This is a genomic window from Sanguibacter sp. TS_SC_8 (assembly GCF_055361235.1).
The window spans coordinates 988,464-1,008,361 of record NZ_CM143955.1 but is presented as its reverse complement, the minus strand read 5'-3'; the positions used below and the strand labels follow the sequence as shown (position 1 = coordinate 1,008,361).

Sequence of the window (19,898 nt, the reverse complement as noted above, 5' to 3'; positions counted from 1 at the left end):
TGAGGTCGAACGGTCGGTGAGGACGCGGTCAGGAGGTGGCCGGCGCGCCGACGCCCGGGGTGGTCTGCGACTCGGCGAGGGCGTCAGCCGCCTGCTCCGCCGCGACGACGGAGTTGGTCCCCAAGCTCTTGAGCACGACGACGATGACTGCAGTGACCAGGGTGCCGGCGACCACGGCGAGGACGAACAGGATCGGGTTGCCGATCAGCGGCAGGACCCAGATGCCACCGTGCGGGGCGCGCAGGGTGGAGTCGAAGGCCATGACGAGCCCGCCGGTGACGGCCGAGCCGACGATCGTCGAGGCGAGCACCCGGAGCGGGTCGACCACCGCGAAGGGGATCGCCCCCTCGGAGATGAACGACGCCCCGAGCAGCCAGGCGGCCTTGCCGTTCTCGCGTTCGGCATGGGTGAACAGGGACTTGCGGATCACCGTGGCCAGGGCCATGGCGAGCGGGGCGACCATGCCGGCGGCCATGACCGCGGCCATGACCCGGTACTGGGTCGCGTCGCCGCTGAGGCCCTCGGTCGCCAGGCCGGTGACGGCGAAGGTGTAGGCCACCTTGTTGACCGGTCCGCCGAGGTCGAAGCCCATCATCGCGCCGAGCAGCACACCGAGCAGGATGATGCTGCCGCCGGAGAGCGAGTTGAGCCAGTCGGTGAGCCCGTCCATCAGTGCGGCGATCGGGCGGCCGAGCACGACGAACATGAGGAAGCCGGTGACGAAGGTCGACAGGAGCGGGATGACCACGACCGGCATGATGCCGCGTGCTCCACGCGGGACCTTCCAGCGGCTGATCCACAGGGCGAGGAAACCGCCGACGAAGCCGGCGACGAGGCCACCGAGGAACCCGGCGCCGACGGTCACCGCGATGGAGCCACCGACGAATCCGGGGACCAGGCCCGGACGGTCCGCGATCGCGTAGGCGATGAACCCGGCGAGCACCGGGACGAGGAAGGCGAAGGCTGCCCCGCCGGTGAGCATGAGCAGCACGGCCCAGTCCTGCCCGGAGGTGACCGAGAAGCTGTTGATGAGCTGTTCGGCGGTGACCTTGGTGACCTCGACCGGACCGTCGGCGTCCCAGGCGACGTTGGCGACCATGAAGGCGAGGGCGATGAGGATTCCCCCGGCGGCGACGAACGGGATCATGTACGAGATCCCGGTCATGAGCCACTGGCGGATCCGCGTGCCGACGCCGGCGTTGCGGTCGACCTTGGTCGCCAGCCCACCGGCGGCGCCGCCTGCCGGAGCAGCGGCGGCGGGAGTGACGACCCCGGCCTCGACCGCGGCGATGGCTTCGGCGAGGACGCCCTTCGCGTCGTGCACGGCCTTCTTCACGCCGACGTCGACCGTGGGCTTCCCGGCGAACCGTTCCTTGTCCTTGACCTCGAGGTCGGCGGCGAAGATGACGCCATCGGCCGCGGCGATGACAGCCGGGTCGAGCGCGATGGTCCCGGCCGAGCCCTGAGTCTCGACCTGGACGTCGTGCCCGGCGGCCTTGCCGGCCTGCTCGAGGGCCTCAGCGGCCATGTAGGTGTGAGCGATGCCCGTGGGGCAGGAGGTGACAGCGACGAACTTCATGAGGGTGCGACCTCTCGGGTGACGATCTGTGCGACCGTGGCGGCGTCGGGGGCTGCGCGCAGGGAGTCGCGGAAGGACTCGTGCACGAGGCGGCGGGCGAGGGCGGCGAGGATCTTCAGGTGGTCGGAGTCCCCACCGGCGGGAGCGGCGATGAGGAAGACCAGCGTCGCTGGCCCGTCCGGAGCGCCGAAGTCGACACCGGCCGGCACCCGCGCGACGGCGAGGGAAGGCACGGTGACGTGCTCGGACCGGGCGTGCGGCAGGCCGATGCCGCCCGGCATCCCGGTGGCCATCTGGGCCTCACGGGCACGCACGTCGGCGTGGAAGCCGTCGGCGTCGGTGACCCGCCCGGCCGCGGCCAGCAGGTCGATGAGGTGGCGCGTGGCCTCGTCCCGGTCGGCAGCGACCAGGTCGAGGGCGACGAGCTCGGGGGTGATCAGTGCGGCGGGAGTCGAAGTGCTCACGTCACAGCTCCTTCAGTGCGATGTGGCGGGGTGGGTGGGCGATCGTGACGTCAGCCAAGTGGATGTCGGCGGGCGTCGGTACTGCTGATCCGGGGAGCAGGACGGCTGCCCTGCCCCAGGCGACGGCGCGCTGGAGCGCGTCGGTGGGGGTTGACGGTGTGGACGGGGAGAGGAAGCCGGCGAGGGTGATGTCTCCGGCGCCCACGGTCGAGAGCGGGACGAGCGGGGCGCCGCCGGCCCAGACCGGGTCGCCCGGTCCCACGAGCAGGGCGCCGTGCGCGCCGAGGGAGACGAGGACCGCGTCGATGCCGGAGGCCATGACCTCGTGGGCGGCGTCGACCACGTCGGCGACGGTGACCAGCTCCCGGCCGACGAGCTCGGCGAGCTCCTCGTCGTTGGGCTTGATGAGCGCGAGCCCGCCGACCGCGACGGCCGCACGCAGCGGCGCCCCGGAGGTGTCCAGCACCGTCCGGGCGCCGAGCTCGGCGGCGAGCGCGGTGACCCGGACGTAGAAGTCCGTCCCGGCACCGTCGGGCAGCGATCCGGCGCCGACGACGAGCGGGACGACGCCCGAGCGGGTGGCCCGGACGATCTCCTCGCCCAGCGCGGTGAGCAGGGCGTCGACGGCCTGCGCGGTGAGCGCGGCGCCGGGTGCGTTGATCTTCGTGGTCACCCCGCCCGCGTCGACGAGGGTGACGTTGGAGCGGGTGTCGGCATCGACGGGGACCGGGTGGACCGGGACAGAGCGCAGCCGGAGGTCGGAGACGAGCCGGTCGCCGTCGGACCCACCGGCGGGGAACACCGCGACGGAGTCGAAGCCCCCGGCGACGAGCGCCCGGGTGACGTTGATGCCCTTGCCGCCGGCGTGGATGTGGGTCGCGTGCGCCCGGTTGACCTCTCCGAGCTCGATCGTGGTGGCCTCGAAGGTCCGGTCCAGGCTGGGGTTGGGGGTGATGGTGATGATCATGCCTGGATCACCGCCAGGCCCGCGTTCTCCAGCTCGACGACGAGCTCGTCCTCGATCGCGGAGTCGGTGATGAGCAGGTCGATCTCGTCGATGCCGACGATCCGCGCGAAGTCGGACCGGCCGATCTTCGTGTGGTCGGCCAGCACGACCACGCGGCGTGCCGCGTGCACGAGTGCTCGTTTGACGGCCGCCTCGCCGAGATCCGGCGTCGTGACACCGCGGTCGGGGGTGATCCCGTTCGCGCCGAGGAAGACGACGTCGGCATGGATGTCGGCCAGGGCCCGTTCGGCCCACGGGCCGACCGAGGCGAGGGTCCGGCCCCGGATGGCCCCGCCGACGAAGTGCAGGGAGATGTTCGCGCGGGCGGCCAGGACGGTGGCGATCGGCAGCGAGTTCGTCACGACCTGGAGCTCGCGGTCGGTGGGGAGCATCTCGGCGAGGCGCACCGTCGTGGTCCCGGCGTCGAGGACGATCGTCCCGGCGTCGGGCAGCTCGGCGAGGGCGACGCGGGCGATGCGTTCCTTCTCGGTCGCCAGCAGCGCCTCCTTGTCGGCGATGCCCGGCTCGAAGCCGAGGCGTTCGACCGGGATCGCGCCGCCGTGGACCCGTCGCACGAGTCCGTGCCGCTCGAGCACGGACAGGTCGCGGCGGACCGTCTCGGGGGTGACGTCCAGGGTCAGGGACAGGCTGTTGACGTCGACGCGCCCGGCGGTGCGGGCGAGTCCGAGGATCTGCTGGTGGCGTTCAGGTGCGTACACGTCCAACTCCATCGTTGATCCGGGTCGCCGACGACTCGGATGTCTGTATGGACTTGTCTACGCCCGTTTTTCTTTGAATGCAACCCCGGACGAAGAAATCTTCACATCTGACGATGCGAGATGACCGTTAAACGTATTTAGTACCTGAGTTGTGGACGCAATCGGGGGTGAACGGGCATCGCTCGGACACTGCCGGACAGCATCGGGTGGAGGCGCGTCAGCGTGCGCGCAACGCCTTGAGCACCCGCAGGCCGCCGGTGAGCAGCGCCTGCCCCCTGCCCTCGGGGAGCGCGAAGAGCGCGTCGAGGGACAGCCCCGCGCCGACGCCGACCTGCGCGGCGACGGTCTGGGCCTCGGTGTACTCCTCGATCCCGTCCCGCCCGTGCCGGCGGCCCATCCCGGAGGCCTTGAGACCGCCCATCGGCGCCTCGACCGAACCCCAGGCCGCGGCGTAGCCGTCGTTGATGTTGACCGTCCCGGCGCGCACCTGGCGCGCCAGCTCGCGCCCGCGGGCGACCTTCCGGGTCCAGATGCTCGCGTTGAGCCCGAACTCGGTCCCGTTCATGACCGTGATCGCCTCGGCGTCGCTGCGCACCACGGTGACCGACACCACCGGCCCGAAGGTCTCCTCCTGGGCGCACAGGGCGTCCGGTGGGACGCCGTCGAGCACGGTGGGTGCATAGAACAGCGGGCCGATGTCGCCGCGGTGCACTCCCCCGGTGAGGATCCTGGCGCCGCGGGCGATCGCGTCGTGGACGTGGTCCTCCACCCGGTCGAGCTGGGCCGGGGTCGTCAACGAGCCGACGTCGGCCGTGTAGTCCATCGCCGGGGACAGGGTGAGCGCCTTGACCTTCGCCACGAACGAGGCGACGAAGGCGTCCGCGATCGCCTCGTGGACCACCAGCCGCTCGATCGACATGCACAGCTGCCCGGTGTTGCCGAAGCAGGCGCGGACCGCGCCGGTCGCCGCGGCCTCGACGTCCGCGTCCGCGGCGACGTACATCGGGTTCTTGCCGCCCAGCTCGAGGGTGGCCCCGATCAGCCGCTCCCCGGCCCGCGCCGCGATCGTGCGGCCGGTGGCCGTCGACCCGGTGAACGCGATGTGGTCCACCTCGTCGACGAGCGCCGCCCCGACCCCGCCGCCGCCGGCGACGATCTGCAGCACGTCCTCGGGCAGGCCCGCTTCCTCGAGCGCGGCCGCGGCCCACAGGGCGGTGAGCGTCGTCTGGGGGTCGGGCTTGAGCACCACGGCGTTCCCGGCCACGATGGCGGGCAGCAGGTCCGCCAGGGCCAGGGTCAGCGGGTAGTTCCACGGTGAGATGACGCCCACGACCCCGACCGGCAGCCGGTTCACCCGCGTCTGGGTGAGCACCGGCAGCATCCCGCGCACCCGGCGCGGGGCGAGGTAGGCAGGTCCACGCACCCCGTAGTGCCGCGTCACCTGCGCGACGTCCCCCACCTCTTCAAAGGCGTTGGCGCGGGTCTTGCCCGACTCCGCCTGGATGAGGTCGAGCACCTCGGACTGCCGGTCCAGGACGATGTCGTGCAGGCGCAGCAGCACCCGCGCGCGCTCGCGCACGGGCACACCGGCCCAGTAGCGCTGGGCGTCCCGGGCGCGGTCGACGGCGCGCTCGACGTCTTCCGTGCTCGAGAGCGGGAGGTCGACGAGGGGCTGTCCGGTGAACGGCGCCATGCTCACGCGTGACCCCGCAGAGTGCGAGGTCACGATCCGCGCCACGAGCGGCGCCGTGAGCTCTGGCGGGAGCAGGTAGCTGGCCCGCGGGTCGTCTTCCGGATCCAGCACGCTGACCTGCGGGGTCTCGGGTGCTGCTGGGACGGGTGTGCTCGACATACCGGCGAGCGTACGCGGGGCCACCGACGTTGACACTCGTAGGACCCTGTTCGGGTCGAACTCCGCCACCGACTGACCTAGTGCCCTAGCGCTTGTCCGTCGGCTTGGGCGGGGTTTGAGGTGGTGCACTGTGCTTGACGGAAGGCGGAGGTCAGAAGCCGCCACCTTCTCACCTACAAGCGCGCTTGCCTACCCGAAGTCGAAGCCCCCCTCGCTACGGTAGGCATTGACAGTCCCGCTCTCGGGCAGCGTCACCTCGACGCACCCTCCTGAACCCATCAGACAGACAACTGCTGGGCCTGGGGCCACGTTGATGCGGAACAGTCCGTTCGGCTGGACCTCGACCAGGACAGCTCCGAACTCGTCGGCGGCTCTGGTCACGTCACGGGTACGCGCGCCCAGGTCGGGATAGAGCCGCCCCTCGTGATTCTCGACCTCCGGCCACACATCCTGGACCGTCACTCCAGGAATGACCAAGAACGTCCCTTCGCCGATAGTCGAGTTACCCAGACCTGTGTCGTCGACCATCTGGCATTTCCCGGTCACGCCGCCCGACCCAGGGGGCTCAACTTCGGCGAAGAGGTAGAAGCCCGCCCCTATGATGACGAGGGCCGCGAGGCCGCCCACGACGACCCGGGTGCGCGTCCTCATTGGCACAGTCCTCCATTGAGGCGGAACTCTCCAGGTACGGCAGGATCACTGCCTGTTGGGGTCGAACCGTTGAACCCGAACGTCACAGTTCCTCCAGCAGCGATCGAAGCGTTCCACGACAGGTTCGTCGCGATCGTACCGCTCGGCCCGGAGGTGATGTCAGAACTCCCCTGATGGCTCACCGACTCGCCGTTGGAGAAGCGCCACCCCAGCGACCACCCGTCGATCGCGTCGGGTCCGGTGTTGGCGATGGTCACCTGAGTCGTGAACGCGTCGGGGGAGGTGCCGTGGACCACGTATGCCACCGTGCCTGTCTCGGGTTCAGCGGGCACGTCCGCCACCCTTCTGACGTGTACGGTCACCGACGCCGAGGTCTTGGCGCCGGCGGAATCCGTCACGGTCACCGCGATCGGGGCTGATCGGGTAGGCCAGGGTGGCGCCGCTCATGATGTGGTTCCTTGCATGGTGGGGTGTTGCTGTTCCGATAGATGAGCCGTAGCGCGCTCGCGTGCTAGTACACAAGTTCGCGCAGCCGCTTCCCCCTCCGCCCATACCACCGGTGCGCCACCCCACTTTGGGAGATGGCGCACAGGCGAGAAGGCCTCGTCAGCCTCCATACGGAGCCTTCGAGCGCTACAACACCTTCCCTACTCGACGACGATCCGGAAGCCGAACTCACCAGCATCGGCGCGCAGGGTTCCGTGCTCGGGTAGGTCGACGTCGCTGCACCCGGATATACCGCCCATCCCGATGTCGCAGATGACCGTCGGCCCGGGGGGCGCTACGACCCGAAACCGGCCGTTGCTCGCAACCTCAACCACCGTCGCACCGTACTGCTCCTCGAGCTGGTCAAGGTCGTAGTCCGCGCTGAATGTCGTATACCACGGCCCCGTCCTACTACTGGCATCCGCGTCGTCCGGCCAGAGACCCGCAACGGTCACCCCAGGCACGACGAGCAGACGACCGTCGCGGGCGGGAGTGTCGGGCCTCCCGGTGTCATCCTTCAACCAGAAGCGGCCAGTCACTCCGCCCTCACCCGGAGGTGGCGCGTTCTCCCACACCTCACCCGGAGGCGATGCGTCGTCCCGTGCCCACATGACACCTCCAACCGCGGCCACGGCAGCCAGCACCCCGAGCAGGACCCACGTGCGTGCCCTCACAAGCAAGGTCCTCCATTCAGTAGAAACTCGGCAGGCACCACAGGGGTCGCAGCACCCGCGGTCGATCCGTTGAATCCGAGAGTCACGGTTCCTCCTGGGGCGATGGGGGGAGCGCTCCCACAGGTAGCATCTTCGCTATTTGTGCGATTCGGATGGACGGAACGTATTGGGTCGGATGTGCGTCTGTCAAGGACGGCAAAGAGGCAGGGTTGATATCCATCGCCACCGACGTTGAGCACGGCCGCAGCACGGCCGGTCAGCCCGAGGCCGGCTGGAACCGTCTACCGAGCACGACGCACTCCTGGTCGGTGTACCCGAGCGCAGCGTAGAACCCGGTCACCGCCGCGTTGCCGGCGCGGACCATGAGTTGGACCTTGCCCGCGCCCTGCGCGGCCAGCCACGCCTCAGCCGCCACCACGAGTGACCGGCCAATCCCCCGGCCCTACAGGGCGGGGTCGACGGCCAGGTAGTACAGCCAACTGCGGTGCCCGTCGAAGCCGACCGTGACCGTCCCTGCCACCGCCCTGCCGGGCTCAGACAGGTGCGCCACGAGGACCGTCGACGACTCGGTCGCGACCGCGTTCGCCAGGTCGGCGGCGGGGTCGTTCCACGGCCGGGTCAGCCCGCAGGCCTCCCACAACGCGACGACGGCGGGCCCGTCGCCGTCGGCCATCTCCGAGACTGTCCCGGGGCCGAGGGGCGCGTGCCCGCCGTCGTCCATGCGTGCCTGGCGCGTGCTCGCCGCGGTCAGCGCGGCTGGTACGGGGAGACGACGACCTCGACCCGCTGGAACTCCTTGAGGTCGGAGTATCCGGTGGTCGCCATCGCGCGCTTGAGCGCGCCGACGAGGTTGAGCGTGCCGTCGGCCTGGCGGCCCGGGCCGAAGAGGATCTCGGCGAGGGTTCCGGCAGTCCCGACGCTGACCCGCTCCCCGCGGGGCAGCTCCGGGTGGTGCGCCTCGGAGCCCCAGTGCCAGCCCTGGCCCGGTGCCTCTTCGGCACGCGCGAGCGCCGCACCGACCATCACTGCGTCCGCACCGCAGGCCACAGCCTTGACGAGGTCCCCGGCCCGGCCGACGCCGCCGTCGGCGATCACGTGCACGTACCGGCCGCCGGACTCGTCGAGGTAGTCACGGCGAGCCGCCGCGACGTCGGCGACAGCGGTGGCCATCGGCGCGTGGATCCCGAGGGAGATGCGCGTGGTGTGCGCCGCACCGCCACCGAAGCCGACGAGCACGCCGGCCGCACCGGTCCGCATGAGGTGCAGCGACGCGGTGTACGTCGAGGCGCCGCCGACGATGACCGGGACGTCGAGCTCGTAGATGAAGCGCTTGAGGTTGAGCGGCTCGGCGTTGCCCGAGACGTGCTCGGCGGAGACGGTCGTGCCGCGGATGACGAAGAGGTCCACCCCGGCATCGATGACCGTCTGGTAGAACTCCTGGGTCCGCTGGGGCGAGAGCGCACCGGCGACGGTCACGCCCGCGGCGCGGATCTCCTTGAGGCGGGCGGTGATGAGCTCGGGCTGGATCGGCGCGGAGTAGATCTCCTGCATCCGGCGGGTCGCCCGCTCGGGTGCCAGCTCCGCGATCTCGGCGAGCAGCGGTGTCGGGTCCTCGTAGCGGGTCCACAGGCCCTCGAGGTCGAGCACACCGAGGCCGCCGTGGCGGCCCAGCGCCACCGCGGTGGCCGGGCTCATGACGGAGTCCATCGGTGCCGCGAGGATCGGGAGGTCGAAGTGGTACGCGTCGATCTGCCACCCCACGGACACGTCCTCGGGGTCGCGGGTGCGGCGGGACGGCACAACCGCAATGTCGTCGAAGGAATATGCGCGCCGTCCGCGCTTGCCTCGGCCGATCTCGATCTCGTTGCTCACGCGACAAGGTTACCGCCCATCCACGCCGGGACATGCAGAAGCGTCGTGCCTTGACCGGAGTGTCAGTACCTCCTGGGATGCTGTGCACGGTGGTCGTCGACCGGCACCACCCTCGCGTACGGCGGTGGCCCCCCGGCCCCGGTCAGGAGAAGACACCCATGACGTGGACAGCTGGCCCTCTGCTCGGCTTCGACACCGAGACCACCGGCGTCGACGTCGCCACTGACCGGATCGTCACCGCAGCGCTGGTGCGTCGCGACGCGACCGGGTCCCAGGTGCGGACCTGGATCATCGATCCCGGGGTCCCGATCCCCGCGGAGGCGGCGGCGATCCACGGCGTGACCACCGAGATGGCCCGTGAGCAGGGCGCCGCGCCCGCCGTGGCCCTCGACGAGATCGCAGCCGCCCTCGCGCAGGCGCTGCTCGAGGGCGTCCCGGTGGTCGCCTTCAACGCCACCTTCGACATCTGCATCCTCGACGCCGAGCTCGCCCGCCACGGCCTGCTGTCCTTGTCCGACCGGATCGGGCGCGAGGTGAGCCCGGTGATCGACCCGCTCGTGCTCGACCGTGCGGTGGACCGGTACCGCCGGGGCAAGCGCAAGCTCGTCGACCTGTGCGGGGTCTACGGGGTCGGTGGGGACGGGGACCTGCACAACGCCGACGTCGACGTCCTGGCGACCCTGGACGTGCTCGCCGCCATGGTGGCGCGCCACCCCGACATCGCCGAGCTCGAGCTCACCGCTCTGCACGCCTACCAGGCCGCCGAGCACACCAAGTGGGCGGTGAACTTCAACTCCTGGCGCGAGAGCAAGGGCCTCAGCGGGCCAGGGGCCGGGGAGTCATGGTTGAGCGAGCACCGCCAGATCGGCGTGCTCGAGGGATGACACGGACGACTCGCCCGGCCACAGGCTCAGCTGCCGACGGCTGGTGAACTCCCGCCGGTGGCCGGTGAGCGGGTCCGTGAACTCGATCGACCGGGCCAGCAGCTGCAACGGCGCGGAGTAGTCGTCCGGGGCCACGTCGTAGAACTGCGGGTAGAGGTTGTCGTTGCAGATCGCCAGGCCCAGGGAGGCCATGTGCAGGCGCAGCTGGTGGGTCTTGCCGGTGCGCGGGCGCAGCACGTACCGGCCGAGCCGAGGGCCGGTGTCCTCGCCCCTGACCGCCACGAGGTCGATGAGGCTCTCGCTGTTGGGCTCCCCGGGGATCTCCTGCGCCGCGAGGACCCCCGCCTCCTTGACGATCCGGCTGCGGACGGTCAGCGGGAAGGTCCGGGCCGGATCGACCCGCGCCACCGCCTCGTAGGTCTTGTGCACGGTCCGTTCGGCGAACAGGCGCTGGTAGGCGCCGCGCACCGCGCGGCGGGTGGTGAACACAAGCACCCCGGCGGTGATCCGGTCCAGCCGGTGCGCGGGGCTGATCTCGGGGAGGTCGAGCTGACGGCGCAGGCGGACCACGGCCGACTCCACGACGTAGGCCCCGCGCGGCGTGCTCGCCAGGAAGTGCGGCTTGTCGACGACGAGCAGGTCGTCGTCGTGGTGCAGCACGTCGATCTCGAAGGGCACCCGCGCCTCGACCGGGGCGTCCCGGTAGAGGAAGACGAGGGCGCCGGGGACGAAGGCCGAACCCTCGTGGAGGGGCCGACCGATCTCGTCGACCACCTCTCCCCCGGCGACCTTCTCCCGGAGCCGGGCGGCGTCCTCGGGGAACCGTGCCACGAGGTAGTCGAGGACGGTGGGCCAGCGCGCGTCGGCGCCCGGGCTGTGCGGCCCCTGGCTGTGCGGCCCCTGTCCGTGCGGCACCTGCCCTGGGTGCGGCAGCTGCAGGCGCACCGGGTTGAGGCCGTCCCGCACCGGGAGCGGTGCAGTGCGGTGCCCGCGGGCCCTGCTCAGCGGCCCGTGTAGTTCGGTGCCTCGACGGTCATCTGGATGTCGTGCGGGTGGGACTCCTTGAGCCCGGCCGGGGTGATCCGGACGAACTTCCCGCGCTCCTGCAGCTGGGGGATGGTGTGCGCGCCGACATAGAACATCGACTGGTGCAGACCGCCGACGAGCTGGTGCGCGACGGCGCCGAGCGGGCCGCGGTAGGGCACCTGGCCCTCGATGCCCTCGGGGACGATCTTGTCGTCGCTGTCCACGTCCGCCTGGAAGTAGCGGTCCTTGGAGTAGGAGGCCTTCTTCCCGCGGGAGGCCATCGCTCCGATGGATCCCATGCCGCGGTAGAGCTTGAACTGCTTGCCGTTGACGAAGACGAGGTCACCGGGGCTCTCGTCGCAGCCGGCCAGGAGCGAGCCGAGCATGACGGTGTCGGCTCCGGCCACGAGGGCCTTGGCGATGTCGCCGGAGTACTGCAGCCCGCCGTCGCCGATGACCGGGACGCCGGCCGGCTTGCAGGCGAGGGACGCCTCGTAGATGGCCGTGACCTGCGGGACGCCGACCCCGGCGACCACCCGGGTGGTGCAGATGGACCCCGGTCCTACGCCGACCTTGACCGCGTCGACGCCGGCGTCGACGAGCGCCTGCGCGCCAGCCCGGGTGGCGATGTTCCCCCCGATGATCTGGACGCCGGAGAAGAAGGGGTCGGCCTTGAGCTTGCGGATCATGTCGAGCAGCAGCCGCGCGTGCCCGTTCGCGGTGTCAGCCACCAGGACGTCGACGCCGGCCTCGGCGAGTGCCCCGGCCCGCTCGAGGGCGTCGCCGAAGAACCCGATCGCGGCGCCGACGACGAGGCGACCTTCGCCGTCCTTGGTCGCGCCGGGGTACTGCTCGGTCTTGACGAAGTCCTTGACGGTGATCAGCCCGCTCAGGCGGCCGTCGGCGTCGACGAGCGGCAGCTTCTCGATCTTGTGCCTGCCGAGGAGCTCTGCAGCGGCTTCGCGGGAGATGCCTACAGGACCGGTGACCAGCGGCATCGGGGTCATGACCTCGTGGACGCGGCGGGTGGCGAAGTCGCCGGGGGCGACGAACCGCAGGTCACGGTTGGTGATGATGCCCACGAGGGTGTTGCGCTCGTCGACGACGGGCAGACCGGAGACGCGGTACTGGCCGCACAGCGCGTCGAGCTCGGCGAGGGTCGCGCCGGGGCTGACGGTCACCGGGTCGGTGATCATCCCGGACTCGGACCGCTTGACGAGGTCGACCTCTTTCGCCTGCGCCTCGATCGAGAGGTTGCGGTGCACGATCCCGATGCCACCGTGGCGTGCCATGGCGATGGCCATGCGCGCCTCGGTCACGGTGTCCATCGCGGCGGAGAGCAGCGGCACGGAGACGGTGATCTCGCGCGTGAGCCGGGCCGTGGTGTTGACCTGGCTGGGGATGACGTCCGTCTCGTTGGGGAGAAGGAGGACGTCGTCGTAGGTGAGACCGACAAATCCGAAGGGGTCGTGGGACTGCGCGCTGCTCGACTCGTTCATGGGTGGAGTCTACTCATCGTCGCCCGCCCCCTGGTCGCGGTGTGGCGCGGCGTCGCGGGGCTCCGGAGCGCCGTGGACGCTACCGCGCGACCGCGAGAACCTCGTGCAGCAGCCCCTGGAAGCTGCGCACCCGGGTGACGTTGGCCGAGAGCGGCAGGTCCGCGGCGGCGTCGTCACTGCTGAGCCCGACGAAGATGGGCAGCGCGGGCTGCGCCTCGTGGAGCGCGTGGACGATGCCGAGCTCGGGTCGTGTGAGGGAGGTCACCAGGACGGTCGCCACCGGACGCACCATCGTCACCAGCTCCATCGCGCGGTGGGCGTTCGCCGGGCCGGACACGATCCGCGCGGTGACGTCTGCCGCGACGAGGGCAGCGGCGAGGGCGTGCATCGCGAGCGGCTGGGCGTCGTCGGCCGCCCCGAAGAGCAGGACGATCTTCTTCATCTGGCTCGGGTGCGGCGAGCTCACCCCCGTGAGGAGCGCGGTGCGCTGCTCCCGAGCCTGGATGAAGTCCGCGAGCACCTTGAGGGTCGCGCTCGCCAGGACGATCTCGGGAGCCTCACCCGGCTTGGTCAGGACGGTGCGTTCGGCGAGCCGGTGCACGGTGGGTTCGACGAGGGTCGTCCACCACTGGGCCGGGTCCTGGTCGACGTCGAGCGCGAGCAGCTGCTCGCACGCAGCGAGGTTGCCCCGCAGGACCGCATCGATGACGTCCATCGGGGTGGAGACCAGATGGTCCACCGGAGCTGCCAGGCGCAGGGTCGCGCGGGGGCGGTCGAGCGGAACGGCTCCGGCGGTCTGTGATCCGTCGTCGCCGGTGTTGTTCCCGGACGGCAGTGCTCGCATGCCCCGCGTGGTGAGCGTGTCGTCGCCGACACTGCCGACGCTGCCGACATCGACGGCCTCGCGACGCGCGTCCCGCGGTGCGTCCGCGTGCGCGAGGGAGTCGGTGAGCTCGGCCTCGAGCTGTTCGCGGGTCGTCGCGGACAGGTCGATGGCGAGGGCCGCGCGGGCCGCGTCCACCGGGGCCACACCTTCCAGGGCGAGGCGTCGCATCACCATGAGACGCGCGACGTCGTCGTCGGAGTACCTGCGGTGCGCACCCGCCGAGTGTTCGGAGGGCCCCAGGCCGTACCGGCGGTCCCAGGTACGCAGTGTTGCCGGTGCGACGCCGAGGCGACGCGCGACCGCTGCGACCGCGAGCCCTGGAGCCGCACCCACGGAGTCGGTGCCTCCGGTGTCGCTCTCGGAGGGGCGCGGAACTGTCATGACTCGATTGTGCCGAGTGTTGAGCCAGAGTGCCACCTGGCTCCCGTGCGTGTCGGGCCGAAAATCCGTTCACTAGTTGTTCACGGATCGTCCATGATGCGAGACGTTTGATCCCGTCGGTGAGCGTCGCCCCGCTTTCGAACCTCGTGCACTTGGCATAGTTCACGATTACGACAAGTTCCTCGTCAGAAGTTGTTCGCTGAGATTCTCGCAAGACACTTGAACAACTCTTGAAACGGTTGTACCTTGAGCGAGTGGTCAGGCGCGACCACTGCAAGGATCAGCGATCAGTTCGCTCCCTCTCAGCACGCAACACCTCACGGCACGGCGCAGGACGTCAGCACAGAACGTCTGCGCAGGCCACGATGATCGAAGGACGGATTGACGATGACAGAGCTCTCGAGACTCCCTGGACCGGTCATGGACCTCTGGGAGTGGCAGTACCAGGGATCATGCCGCGACGTGGATGACACCCTCTTCTTTCACCCCGAGGGCGAGCGCGGTGCCGCGAGGCGCCGCCGTGCGGAGGCCGCCAAGGCCATCTGCCACGGGTGCCCCGTGATGATGCAGTGCCGGGAGCAGTCCCTCGCCGTCCGGGAGCCGTACGGAGTCTGGGGTGGGCTCAGCGAGGACGAGCGAGCCGCCGCCCTGGTCGGGACGATGCCGACGAAGACCCGCCGCGTGGGCTAGCCCCTCCCCAGCATGCGAAAGGCCCCGTGACCAAGAGGTCACGGGGCCTTTCGCATGCGTCACGCAGTGATCAGGAAACGACCACGGCGAGGATGTCACGAGCCGAGAGGATGAGGTACTCCTCGCCGGAGTACTTGATCTCGGTTCCGCCGTACTTGCTGTAGATGACCTTGTCACCGACGACGACGTCGAGCGGGACGCGGTTGCCGTTGTCGTCGACACGACCCGGACCCACTGCAAGGACCTCGCCCTCCTGGGGCTTCTCCTTGGCAGTGTCAGGAATGACAAGACCAGAGGGCGTCGTGAGCTCAACTTCGAGAGCCTTGACGACGATCCGGTCCTCGAGCGGCTTGATGGAGACCGACACGCGGATCCCCTTTCGCTAAAGAGATGCAGGACAGTTCAGAGTGGCCACGTCCTGGCCGGACCGCCGTCGCGGGGGTCGGTCACAAACAGGTGTGTCGCCGTGCCCAAATCTATGCCCGCGTTAGCACTCGGTCAAGGCGAGTGCCAAAGCGCGTCGTGATTCGCTGCGTCGCTGCAGGTCAGGCGCCTCGCGCTACCGCCGTTCGACTGGCCGTGGTCGACCACCCGCCGGCTCGGAGCCACCCCGCCTGCGCCCAGGACCCGAGCGAGGTCCGCGACCTGCCCATCAGCAGAGCGGTCGACCTGCGCTCCCCGCCCAAGGCTGGGACCGAGGTCCCACCAGGAACCTGGTACACGGTATACCGTGTACCACACGGCAGTAATCAATGAGGAGACGTCATGCGCGCACCCAGCACAGATCCGCTAGCTCTCGCCTACCTGGACGCAGCGGCGGCCGGAGACCTCGACGCGGTCACCGCCGCCCTCACCCAAGGGGTCGACAAGGACGCCGTCGACCGCGACGAAGCGAGCGCAATCCTGCGGGCGGCCCGTGGCGGGCACCTGGCGGTCGTCGACGCTCTCATCGCCGCTGGCGTGGACATCAACCAGCAGGACCAGACCTGCTTCAACCCGTTCATCCTGGGGTGCATCACCAACGACCTCCACCTGGTCAAGACGATGGTTGAAGCTGGCGCAGACATGCGGGTGCTCACCCGCTTCGGCGGCAATGGCCTGACCCCCGCCGCTGAGAAGGGCCATGTCGAGGTGGTCCGCTACCTGGTCGAGAACACCCGCATCAACATCAACCTCACCAACACCTTGGGCTGGACAGCCCTCATCGAGGCCATCACCCTGAACGACGGCGGCCCCGGACAGCAGGAGATCGTGCGGCTGCTGCTCGACAACGGCGGCAAGCCCGGCATGACCGACGAGTTCGGAGTGACCCCGCTGGAGCTTGCCGAGCTCAGGGGCTACACCAAGATCGCGGACATCATCCGCACGTTCCTCTGAAGCCGCTGCCATGACCCCGACGGTGAGCACCATGGACGCCACGGCGCATGCTTGGCTCCAGCCCAGCACCAGCGCCGTTGTGCACTCGGTATTCACCCACGCAGTCAACCTGGAGCTGCCGGGAGGGCGCTTCCTCACCCTGGCCGACCCAGCCCTGGGCACCGGCCCACGAGCGATCAGCCTCGCTGCACCCGACCGCCGCGGCCTCACGGTGGGCGATCGCCTGTGGCTCACCCGCGCGGCGATCGAGACTCCCTACGGTGACGTTCCGCTACCGGACGTCGTGCTGGATCACGCTCTGGTCGTCGCACCACCCCGCCCGGCGGCGCTTGCCCAAGCCCGCGCCCTGTGCTCGGCCGCGGCGGTGCCGCCCGCCGGCACCTGGGAAGCCCACAGCGACCACGTGCTGGCAGCGCGTTTCTCCGCACTGCTCGACCGGGTCGCCACCCCCGACCTCGACCTGTCGCCCCACGTGGCGGCACTGGTGGGCCTCGGCCAAGGACTCACGCCCAGCGGTGACGACCTGCTCTGCGGGTTGGCTCTGGCGCTCCCGCGGTCCGGAGCATGGGCCCCGCGCCGCAGCGCACTGGTCGCCGCCATCGACGCCGCGGCGCACACCACCGTCCCGCTGTCGGCGTCCTTTCTTGCCGATGCCGGTCGAGGCCACGCCCGGTCCCAGATACACCAGCTCATCACGGCGCTCAGCACGGGCACCGACGTGCCCAGCGCAGTCGAGGGGGTGCTCGCGATCGGCCACCGCTCCGGGCATGACCTCCTCACCGGTCTGCTGAGCGGACTGTCCTACGCAAGCCCAACCCTTCTCAGTAAAGGATCAGCATGACAACCCATCACACGGTGAAGAAGAACACCTACGTGGACTCGGTCTCGCTCATGTCCATCTCCACCAAGGCGAACCAGCTCGAGGGCGTCACCCAGGCGTTCGTCGCCATGGGCACCCCGATGAACAAGGAGGTGCTGGCCAACCTCAACCTGCTCACCGCCGAGCTGGACGCGGCAACCGGCGGAGACCTGATGGTTGTGCTCGAGACCGAGAGCCCCGACCAGCTCGACGCTGCGCTGCAGGCTCTGGAAGACCTGCTCGCCCGCAAGAACAGCGACACCGGCGCGACGCAGACGCGCTACCGCACCCTGGACGCAGCGATGGCAAGCGCGCCTGAGTCCAACCTCGTCATGATCAGCGTGAACGGCGCCTTCGCGACCCGCGAAGCCCAGAAGGCGATCAACGGCGGCAAGAACGTGCTGATGTTCTCCGACAACGTCTCGGTCGCCGACGAGCTGGCACTGAAGCAGCTCGCCCACGGCAAGGGCTTGCTGATGATGGGCCCCGACTGTGGCACCGCCATTCTCGGCGGCGTTGCACTCGCCTTCGGCAACGCGGTTCGCCGCGGCACCATCGGCATCATCGGCGCGTCAGGTACCGGTAGCCAGGAGATCTCCGTGCGCGTGCACGACTTCGGCGGCGGGGTCTCCCAGCTCATCGGCACCGGTGGCCGCGATCTGTCAGCCGAGATCGGCGGGATCACGATGATCGACGCGATCCAGGCTCTCGCCGACGACCCCGAGACCGACGTCATCGTGCTCGTCTCCAAGCCACCGGCGCCCTCTGTCGAGGACAAGGTGCTGGCCGTGGCCGGGCAGATCTCCAAGCCCGTCATCGTGTGCTTCCTCGGCTCCGAGCGCACCGAGTCCCCCTACGCCAACGTCACCTTCGTCTCTGGCACCAAGCCCGCCGCACTGGCTGCGGTGCTGGCCACCGGGGTGGACGAATCCACTCTCGACCTGCACGCGCTGAACTGGCCGCTGATCGACGAGGTGCGCGCCAAGCTCAACCCGGAGCAGAAGTACATCCGCGGGCTGTTCTGCGGAGGCACGCTGTGCGACGAGGCGCTCTACGCCGCGCTGGCGAAGTTCCCCGACGTGTACTCCAACATCCAGAAGGACCCGGCATACCAGCTCACTGCGCGCAGTGCTTCGAAGGCGCACACCTTCCTCGACCTCGGTGACGACGAGTTCACCGACGGCAAGCCGCACCCCATGATCGACCCGTCCAACCGCCTCGCGCGCATCGTCACCGAGGCCGCCGACCCTGAGGTCGGCGTCCTCGTCATGGACTTCATCGTGGGCTTCGGCTCCCACGAAGACCCGGTCGGGGTGACCATCCCCGCCATCGTCGAGGCTCAGCGGATCGCCCGTGACGGCGGACGCCACCTGGAGATCCTCGGCTACGTGCTGGGCACCGACCTGGACACCCCCTCGGTCGCTGAGCAGATCGCCCAGCTCGAAGCCGTGGGCGTCACGATCGCGTCTTCCTCCACCAACACCGGCCTGCTCGCGCGGGAATTCGTCGCTCAGGAGAACAACTGATGACTCTCACCTCTCTCTTCGCCAAGCCAGTGGTCGTCAACCTCGGCCTCGACATGTTCGCCGACGACATCACCCGCCAGGGCGCCGCGGCCATCCGCATGGACTGGGCTCCCCCCGGCGGCGGCGACCCGACGATGGTCGCTCACCTGCGTGCGCTCGAAGAGCCTTCGCTCGCAGCGACGATCGACGAGGCGAACGCCGAGGCCTTCGCCCGCATCACCTCCGCCCAGCCGGTGCTCACCGGGTTCGGCCCCGCGATCGACGTCGTGCCAGGCATGACGGCGACGACCATCCTGCACGCGGGCCCGCCGATCGAGTGGGAGCGGATGAACGGTCCGATGAAGGGTGCAGTGACCGGCGCACTCGTGTTCGAAGGCCTCGCCAAGAACATCGAGGAGGCCCACGAGGTCGCCGGGTCGGGTGAGATCACGTTCGCGCCCTGTCACGAATATGGCGCCGTCGGCTCGATGGCCGGGGTGACATCAGCGAGCATGTACATGCACGTGGTCGAGAACAAGACCCACGGCAACATCGCCTACACCAACCTGTCAGAGCAGCTGTCCAAGATTCTGCGTATGGGCGCGAACGACCAGTCCGTGATCGACCGCCTGGTCTGGATGCGGGACCTGTTCGGCCCGATGCTCGCCGAGGCGATGACCCTCAACCCCGATGGCATCGACCTGCGGCTGATGATGGCGCAGGCGTTGCACATGGGCGATGAGTGCCACAACCGCAATGTCGCTGGCACGACGCTGCTGATTCAGGCACTGTCGCCGTACCTGGTCGAGACGTCGTTCTCGAATGCCGAGAAGCGTGCAGTCCTCGACTTCGTCGCCTCGAGCGACTACTTCTCCGGTCCCACGTGGATGGCCGCAGCCAAGGCCGCCATGGACGCCGCCCAAGGCGTGGAGAACTCCACCGTGGTGACCGCCATGGCCCGCAACGGCGTCGCCTTCGGCATTCGGGTGGCGGGGCTGCCCGGGCAATGGTTCACCGGGCCCGCTCAGCAGGTCATGGGCCCCATGTTCGCCGGGTACAAGCCGGAGGATTCTGGCTTGGACATCGGCGACTCGGCCATCACCGAGACCTACGGGATCGGCGGCTTCTCCATGGCCGCAGCGCCCGCGATCGTCGCCCTCGTCGGAGGAACCGTGGACGAAGCCATGGATTACTCACGCTCGATGAATGACATCACCACAGGCAACAACCCGAATGTCACCATTCCCGCGCTGAACTTCATGGGCGCACCCACCGGAATTGATGTTCGCAAGGTCATGGAGACCGGAGTGCTGCCCGTGATCAATACCGCCATCGCACACAAGGACGCGGGCATCGGCATGATCGGAGCCGGCATCGTCAACCCTCCGGCTGAGGCCTTCGCCAAGGCTCTCGCTGCCATCTCGTCCTCATACACCGCATAATCCCCCTCGCCTTCTCGGCCGCCGTCATCGGTGACGGCGGCCCAAC

22 protein-coding genes are annotated in these 19,898 nt (G+C 69.5%); 6 read left to right on the top strand and 16 right to left on the bottom strand.

All coding sequences use genetic code 11. The features are described 5' to 3' along the window. Positions 1-28 precede the first annotated feature (28 nt). The 12 genes from ACWA15_RS04470 to ACWA15_RS04415 all read right to left on the bottom strand — a co-directional run bounded on the left by ACWA15_RS04470 (position 29) and on the right by ACWA15_RS04415 (position 9,303). Positions 29-1,579: a PTS fructose transporter subunit IIC gene (locus tag ACWA15_RS04470; RefSeq protein WP_464058237.1), complete on the bottom strand. Its 1,551-nt coding sequence runs from the start codon at positions 1,577-1,579 to the stop codon at positions 29-31. After that, positions 1,576-2,043 carry a PTS sugar transporter subunit IIA gene (locus ACWA15_RS04465; RefSeq protein WP_464058236.1) on the bottom strand — a complete coding sequence of 156 codons (468 nt, stop codon included), beginning with the start codon at positions 2,041-2,043 and terminating at the stop codon, positions 1,576-1,578. The genes ACWA15_RS04470 and ACWA15_RS04465 overlap by 4 nt, the downstream gene beginning before the upstream one ends. Position 2,044: 1 nt before the next feature. Continuing rightward, positions 2,045-3,010, bottom strand: a complete 966-nt coding sequence (locus tag ACWA15_RS04460) for a 1-phosphofructokinase family hexose kinase (protein ID WP_464058235.1) — start codon at positions 3,008-3,010, stop codon at positions 2,045-2,047. After that, complete coding sequence (locus tag ACWA15_RS04455; protein ID WP_464058234.1) at positions 3,007-3,768, bottom strand: DeoR/GlpR family DNA-binding transcription regulator; 762 nt, start codon at positions 3,766-3,768, stop codon at positions 3,007-3,009. The genes ACWA15_RS04460 and ACWA15_RS04455 overlap by 4 nt, the downstream gene beginning before the upstream one ends. A 217-nt stretch (positions 3,769-3,985) precedes the next feature. After that, positions 3,986-5,620: a succinic semialdehyde dehydrogenase gene (locus ACWA15_RS04450; RefSeq protein WP_464058233.1), complete on the bottom strand. Its 1,635-nt coding sequence runs from the start codon at positions 5,618-5,620 to the stop codon at positions 3,986-3,988. A 189-nt stretch (positions 5,621-5,809) separates the two neighbouring features. After that, complete coding sequence (locus ACWA15_RS04445; RefSeq protein WP_464058232.1) at positions 5,810-6,271, bottom strand: hypothetical protein; 462 nt, start codon at positions 6,269-6,271, stop codon at positions 5,810-5,812. Next, positions 6,268-6,603: a cellulose binding domain-containing protein gene (locus ACWA15_RS04440; protein ID WP_464058231.1), complete on the bottom strand. Its 336-nt coding sequence runs from the start codon at positions 6,601-6,603 to the stop codon at positions 6,268-6,270. The genes ACWA15_RS04445 and ACWA15_RS04440 overlap by 4 nt, the downstream gene beginning before the upstream one ends. Next, entirely contained in the window at positions 6,593-6,718 is a 126-nt protein-coding gene (locus tag ACWA15_RS04435) for a hypothetical protein (RefSeq protein ID WP_464058230.1), read from the bottom strand. Before ACWA15_RS04435 ends, ACWA15_RS04440 begins: the two co-directional genes overlap by 11 nt. A gap of 200 nt (positions 6,719-6,918) precedes the next feature. Beyond that, positions 6,919-7,368, bottom strand: a complete 450-nt coding sequence (locus tag ACWA15_RS04430; protein WP_464058229.1) for a hypothetical protein — start codon at positions 7,366-7,368, stop codon at positions 6,919-6,921. A gap of 319 nt (positions 7,369-7,687) precedes the next feature. Then, on the bottom strand, positions 7,688-7,864 hold the full coding sequence (locus ACWA15_RS04425; protein ID WP_464059412.1) for a GNAT family N-acetyltransferase: 177 nt from the start codon (positions 7,862-7,864) through the stop codon (positions 7,688-7,690). A gap of 9 nt (positions 7,865-7,873) precedes the next feature. After that, the gene (locus tag ACWA15_RS04420; RefSeq protein WP_464058228.1) at positions 7,874-8,152 is read right to left on the bottom strand and encodes a GNAT family N-acetyltransferase; all 279 of its coding nucleotides are present in this window, start codon (positions 8,150-8,152) and stop codon (positions 7,874-7,876) included. A gap of 26 nt (positions 8,153-8,178) precedes the next feature. Continuing rightward, positions 8,179-9,303 (bottom strand): GuaB3 family IMP dehydrogenase-related protein, encoded by a 1,125-nt coding sequence (locus ACWA15_RS04415; RefSeq protein WP_464058227.1) that lies wholly within the window; start codon positions 9,301-9,303, stop codon positions 8,179-8,181. A 158-nt stretch (positions 9,304-9,461) separates the two neighbouring features. Here ACWA15_RS04415 and ACWA15_RS04410 point away from each other — a divergent pair, with 158 nt between their 5' ends. Beyond that, complete coding sequence (locus ACWA15_RS04410; RefSeq protein WP_464058226.1) at positions 9,462-10,187, top strand: exonuclease domain-containing protein; 726 nt, start codon at positions 9,462-9,464, stop codon at positions 10,185-10,187. Here ACWA15_RS04410 and ACWA15_RS04405 read toward each other — a convergent pair. The 3 genes from ACWA15_RS04405 to ACWA15_RS04395 all read right to left on the bottom strand — a co-directional run bounded on the left by ACWA15_RS04405 (position 10,143) and on the right by ACWA15_RS04395 (position 13,979). Then, positions 10,143-11,102, bottom strand: coding sequence for a pseudouridine synthase (locus tag ACWA15_RS04405; RefSeq protein WP_464058225.1), 960 nt, complete (start codon positions 11,100-11,102; stop codon positions 10,143-10,145). The two genes, ACWA15_RS04410 and ACWA15_RS04405, sit on opposite strands and share 45 nt — an antisense overlap. 86 nt (positions 11,103-11,188) lie before the next feature. After that, positions 11,189-12,712, bottom strand: a complete 1,524-nt coding sequence (gene guaB, locus ACWA15_RS04400; protein WP_464058224.1) for an IMP dehydrogenase — start codon at positions 12,710-12,712, stop codon at positions 11,189-11,191. A 79-nt stretch (positions 12,713-12,791) separates the two neighbouring features. Then, on the bottom strand, positions 12,792-13,979 hold the full coding sequence (locus tag ACWA15_RS04395) for a MerR family transcriptional regulator (RefSeq protein WP_464058223.1): 1,188 nt from the start codon (positions 13,977-13,979) through the stop codon (positions 12,792-12,794). 387 nt (positions 13,980-14,366) lie between these two features. On the opposite strand from ACWA15_RS04395, the gene ACWA15_RS04390 reads away from it, so the two are divergent. Next, complete coding sequence (locus ACWA15_RS04390) at positions 14,367-14,669, top strand: WhiB family transcriptional regulator (protein WP_464058222.1); 303 nt, start codon at positions 14,367-14,369, stop codon at positions 14,667-14,669. A 70-nt stretch (positions 14,670-14,739) separates the two neighbouring features. Here the strand turns inward: ACWA15_RS04390 and groES are convergent, their stop codons facing one another. Beyond that, positions 14,740-15,036 (bottom strand): co-chaperone GroES, encoded by a 297-nt coding sequence (gene groES / locus ACWA15_RS04385; RefSeq protein ID WP_464058221.1) that lies wholly within the window; start codon positions 15,034-15,036, stop codon positions 14,740-14,742. A gap of 398 nt (positions 15,037-15,434) precedes the next feature. Between groES and ACWA15_RS04380 the strand changes: the two genes are divergently transcribed. The 4 genes from ACWA15_RS04380 to ACWA15_RS04365 are packed head-to-tail and all read left to right on the top strand — an operon-like array spanning position 15,435 to position 19,852. Beyond that, the gene (locus ACWA15_RS04380) at positions 15,435-16,046 is read left to right on the top strand and encodes an ankyrin repeat domain-containing protein (protein WP_464058220.1); all 612 of its coding nucleotides are present in this window, start codon (positions 15,435-15,437) and stop codon (positions 16,044-16,046) included. A 31-nt stretch (positions 16,047-16,077) separates the two neighbouring features. Beyond that, positions 16,078-16,887 carry an oxamate carbamoyltransferase subunit AllH family protein gene (locus tag ACWA15_RS04375; RefSeq protein WP_464059410.1) on the top strand — a complete coding sequence of 270 codons (810 nt, stop codon included), beginning with the start codon at positions 16,078-16,080 and terminating at the stop codon, positions 16,885-16,887. Beyond that, a complete protein-coding gene (fdrA, locus tag ACWA15_RS04370) occupies positions 16,884-18,431 on the top strand; it encodes an acyl-CoA synthetase FdrA (protein ID WP_464058219.1) in 1,548 nt (515 codons plus the stop codon). Before ACWA15_RS04375 ends, fdrA begins: the two co-directional genes overlap by 4 nt. Beyond that, positions 18,431-19,852 (top strand): YlbE family protein, encoded by a 1,422-nt coding sequence (locus tag ACWA15_RS04365; protein ID WP_464058218.1) that lies wholly within the window; start codon positions 18,431-18,433, stop codon positions 19,850-19,852. Before fdrA ends, ACWA15_RS04365 begins: the two co-directional genes overlap by 1 nt. The last annotated feature ends 46 nt before the right edge of the window (positions 19,853-19,898 follow it).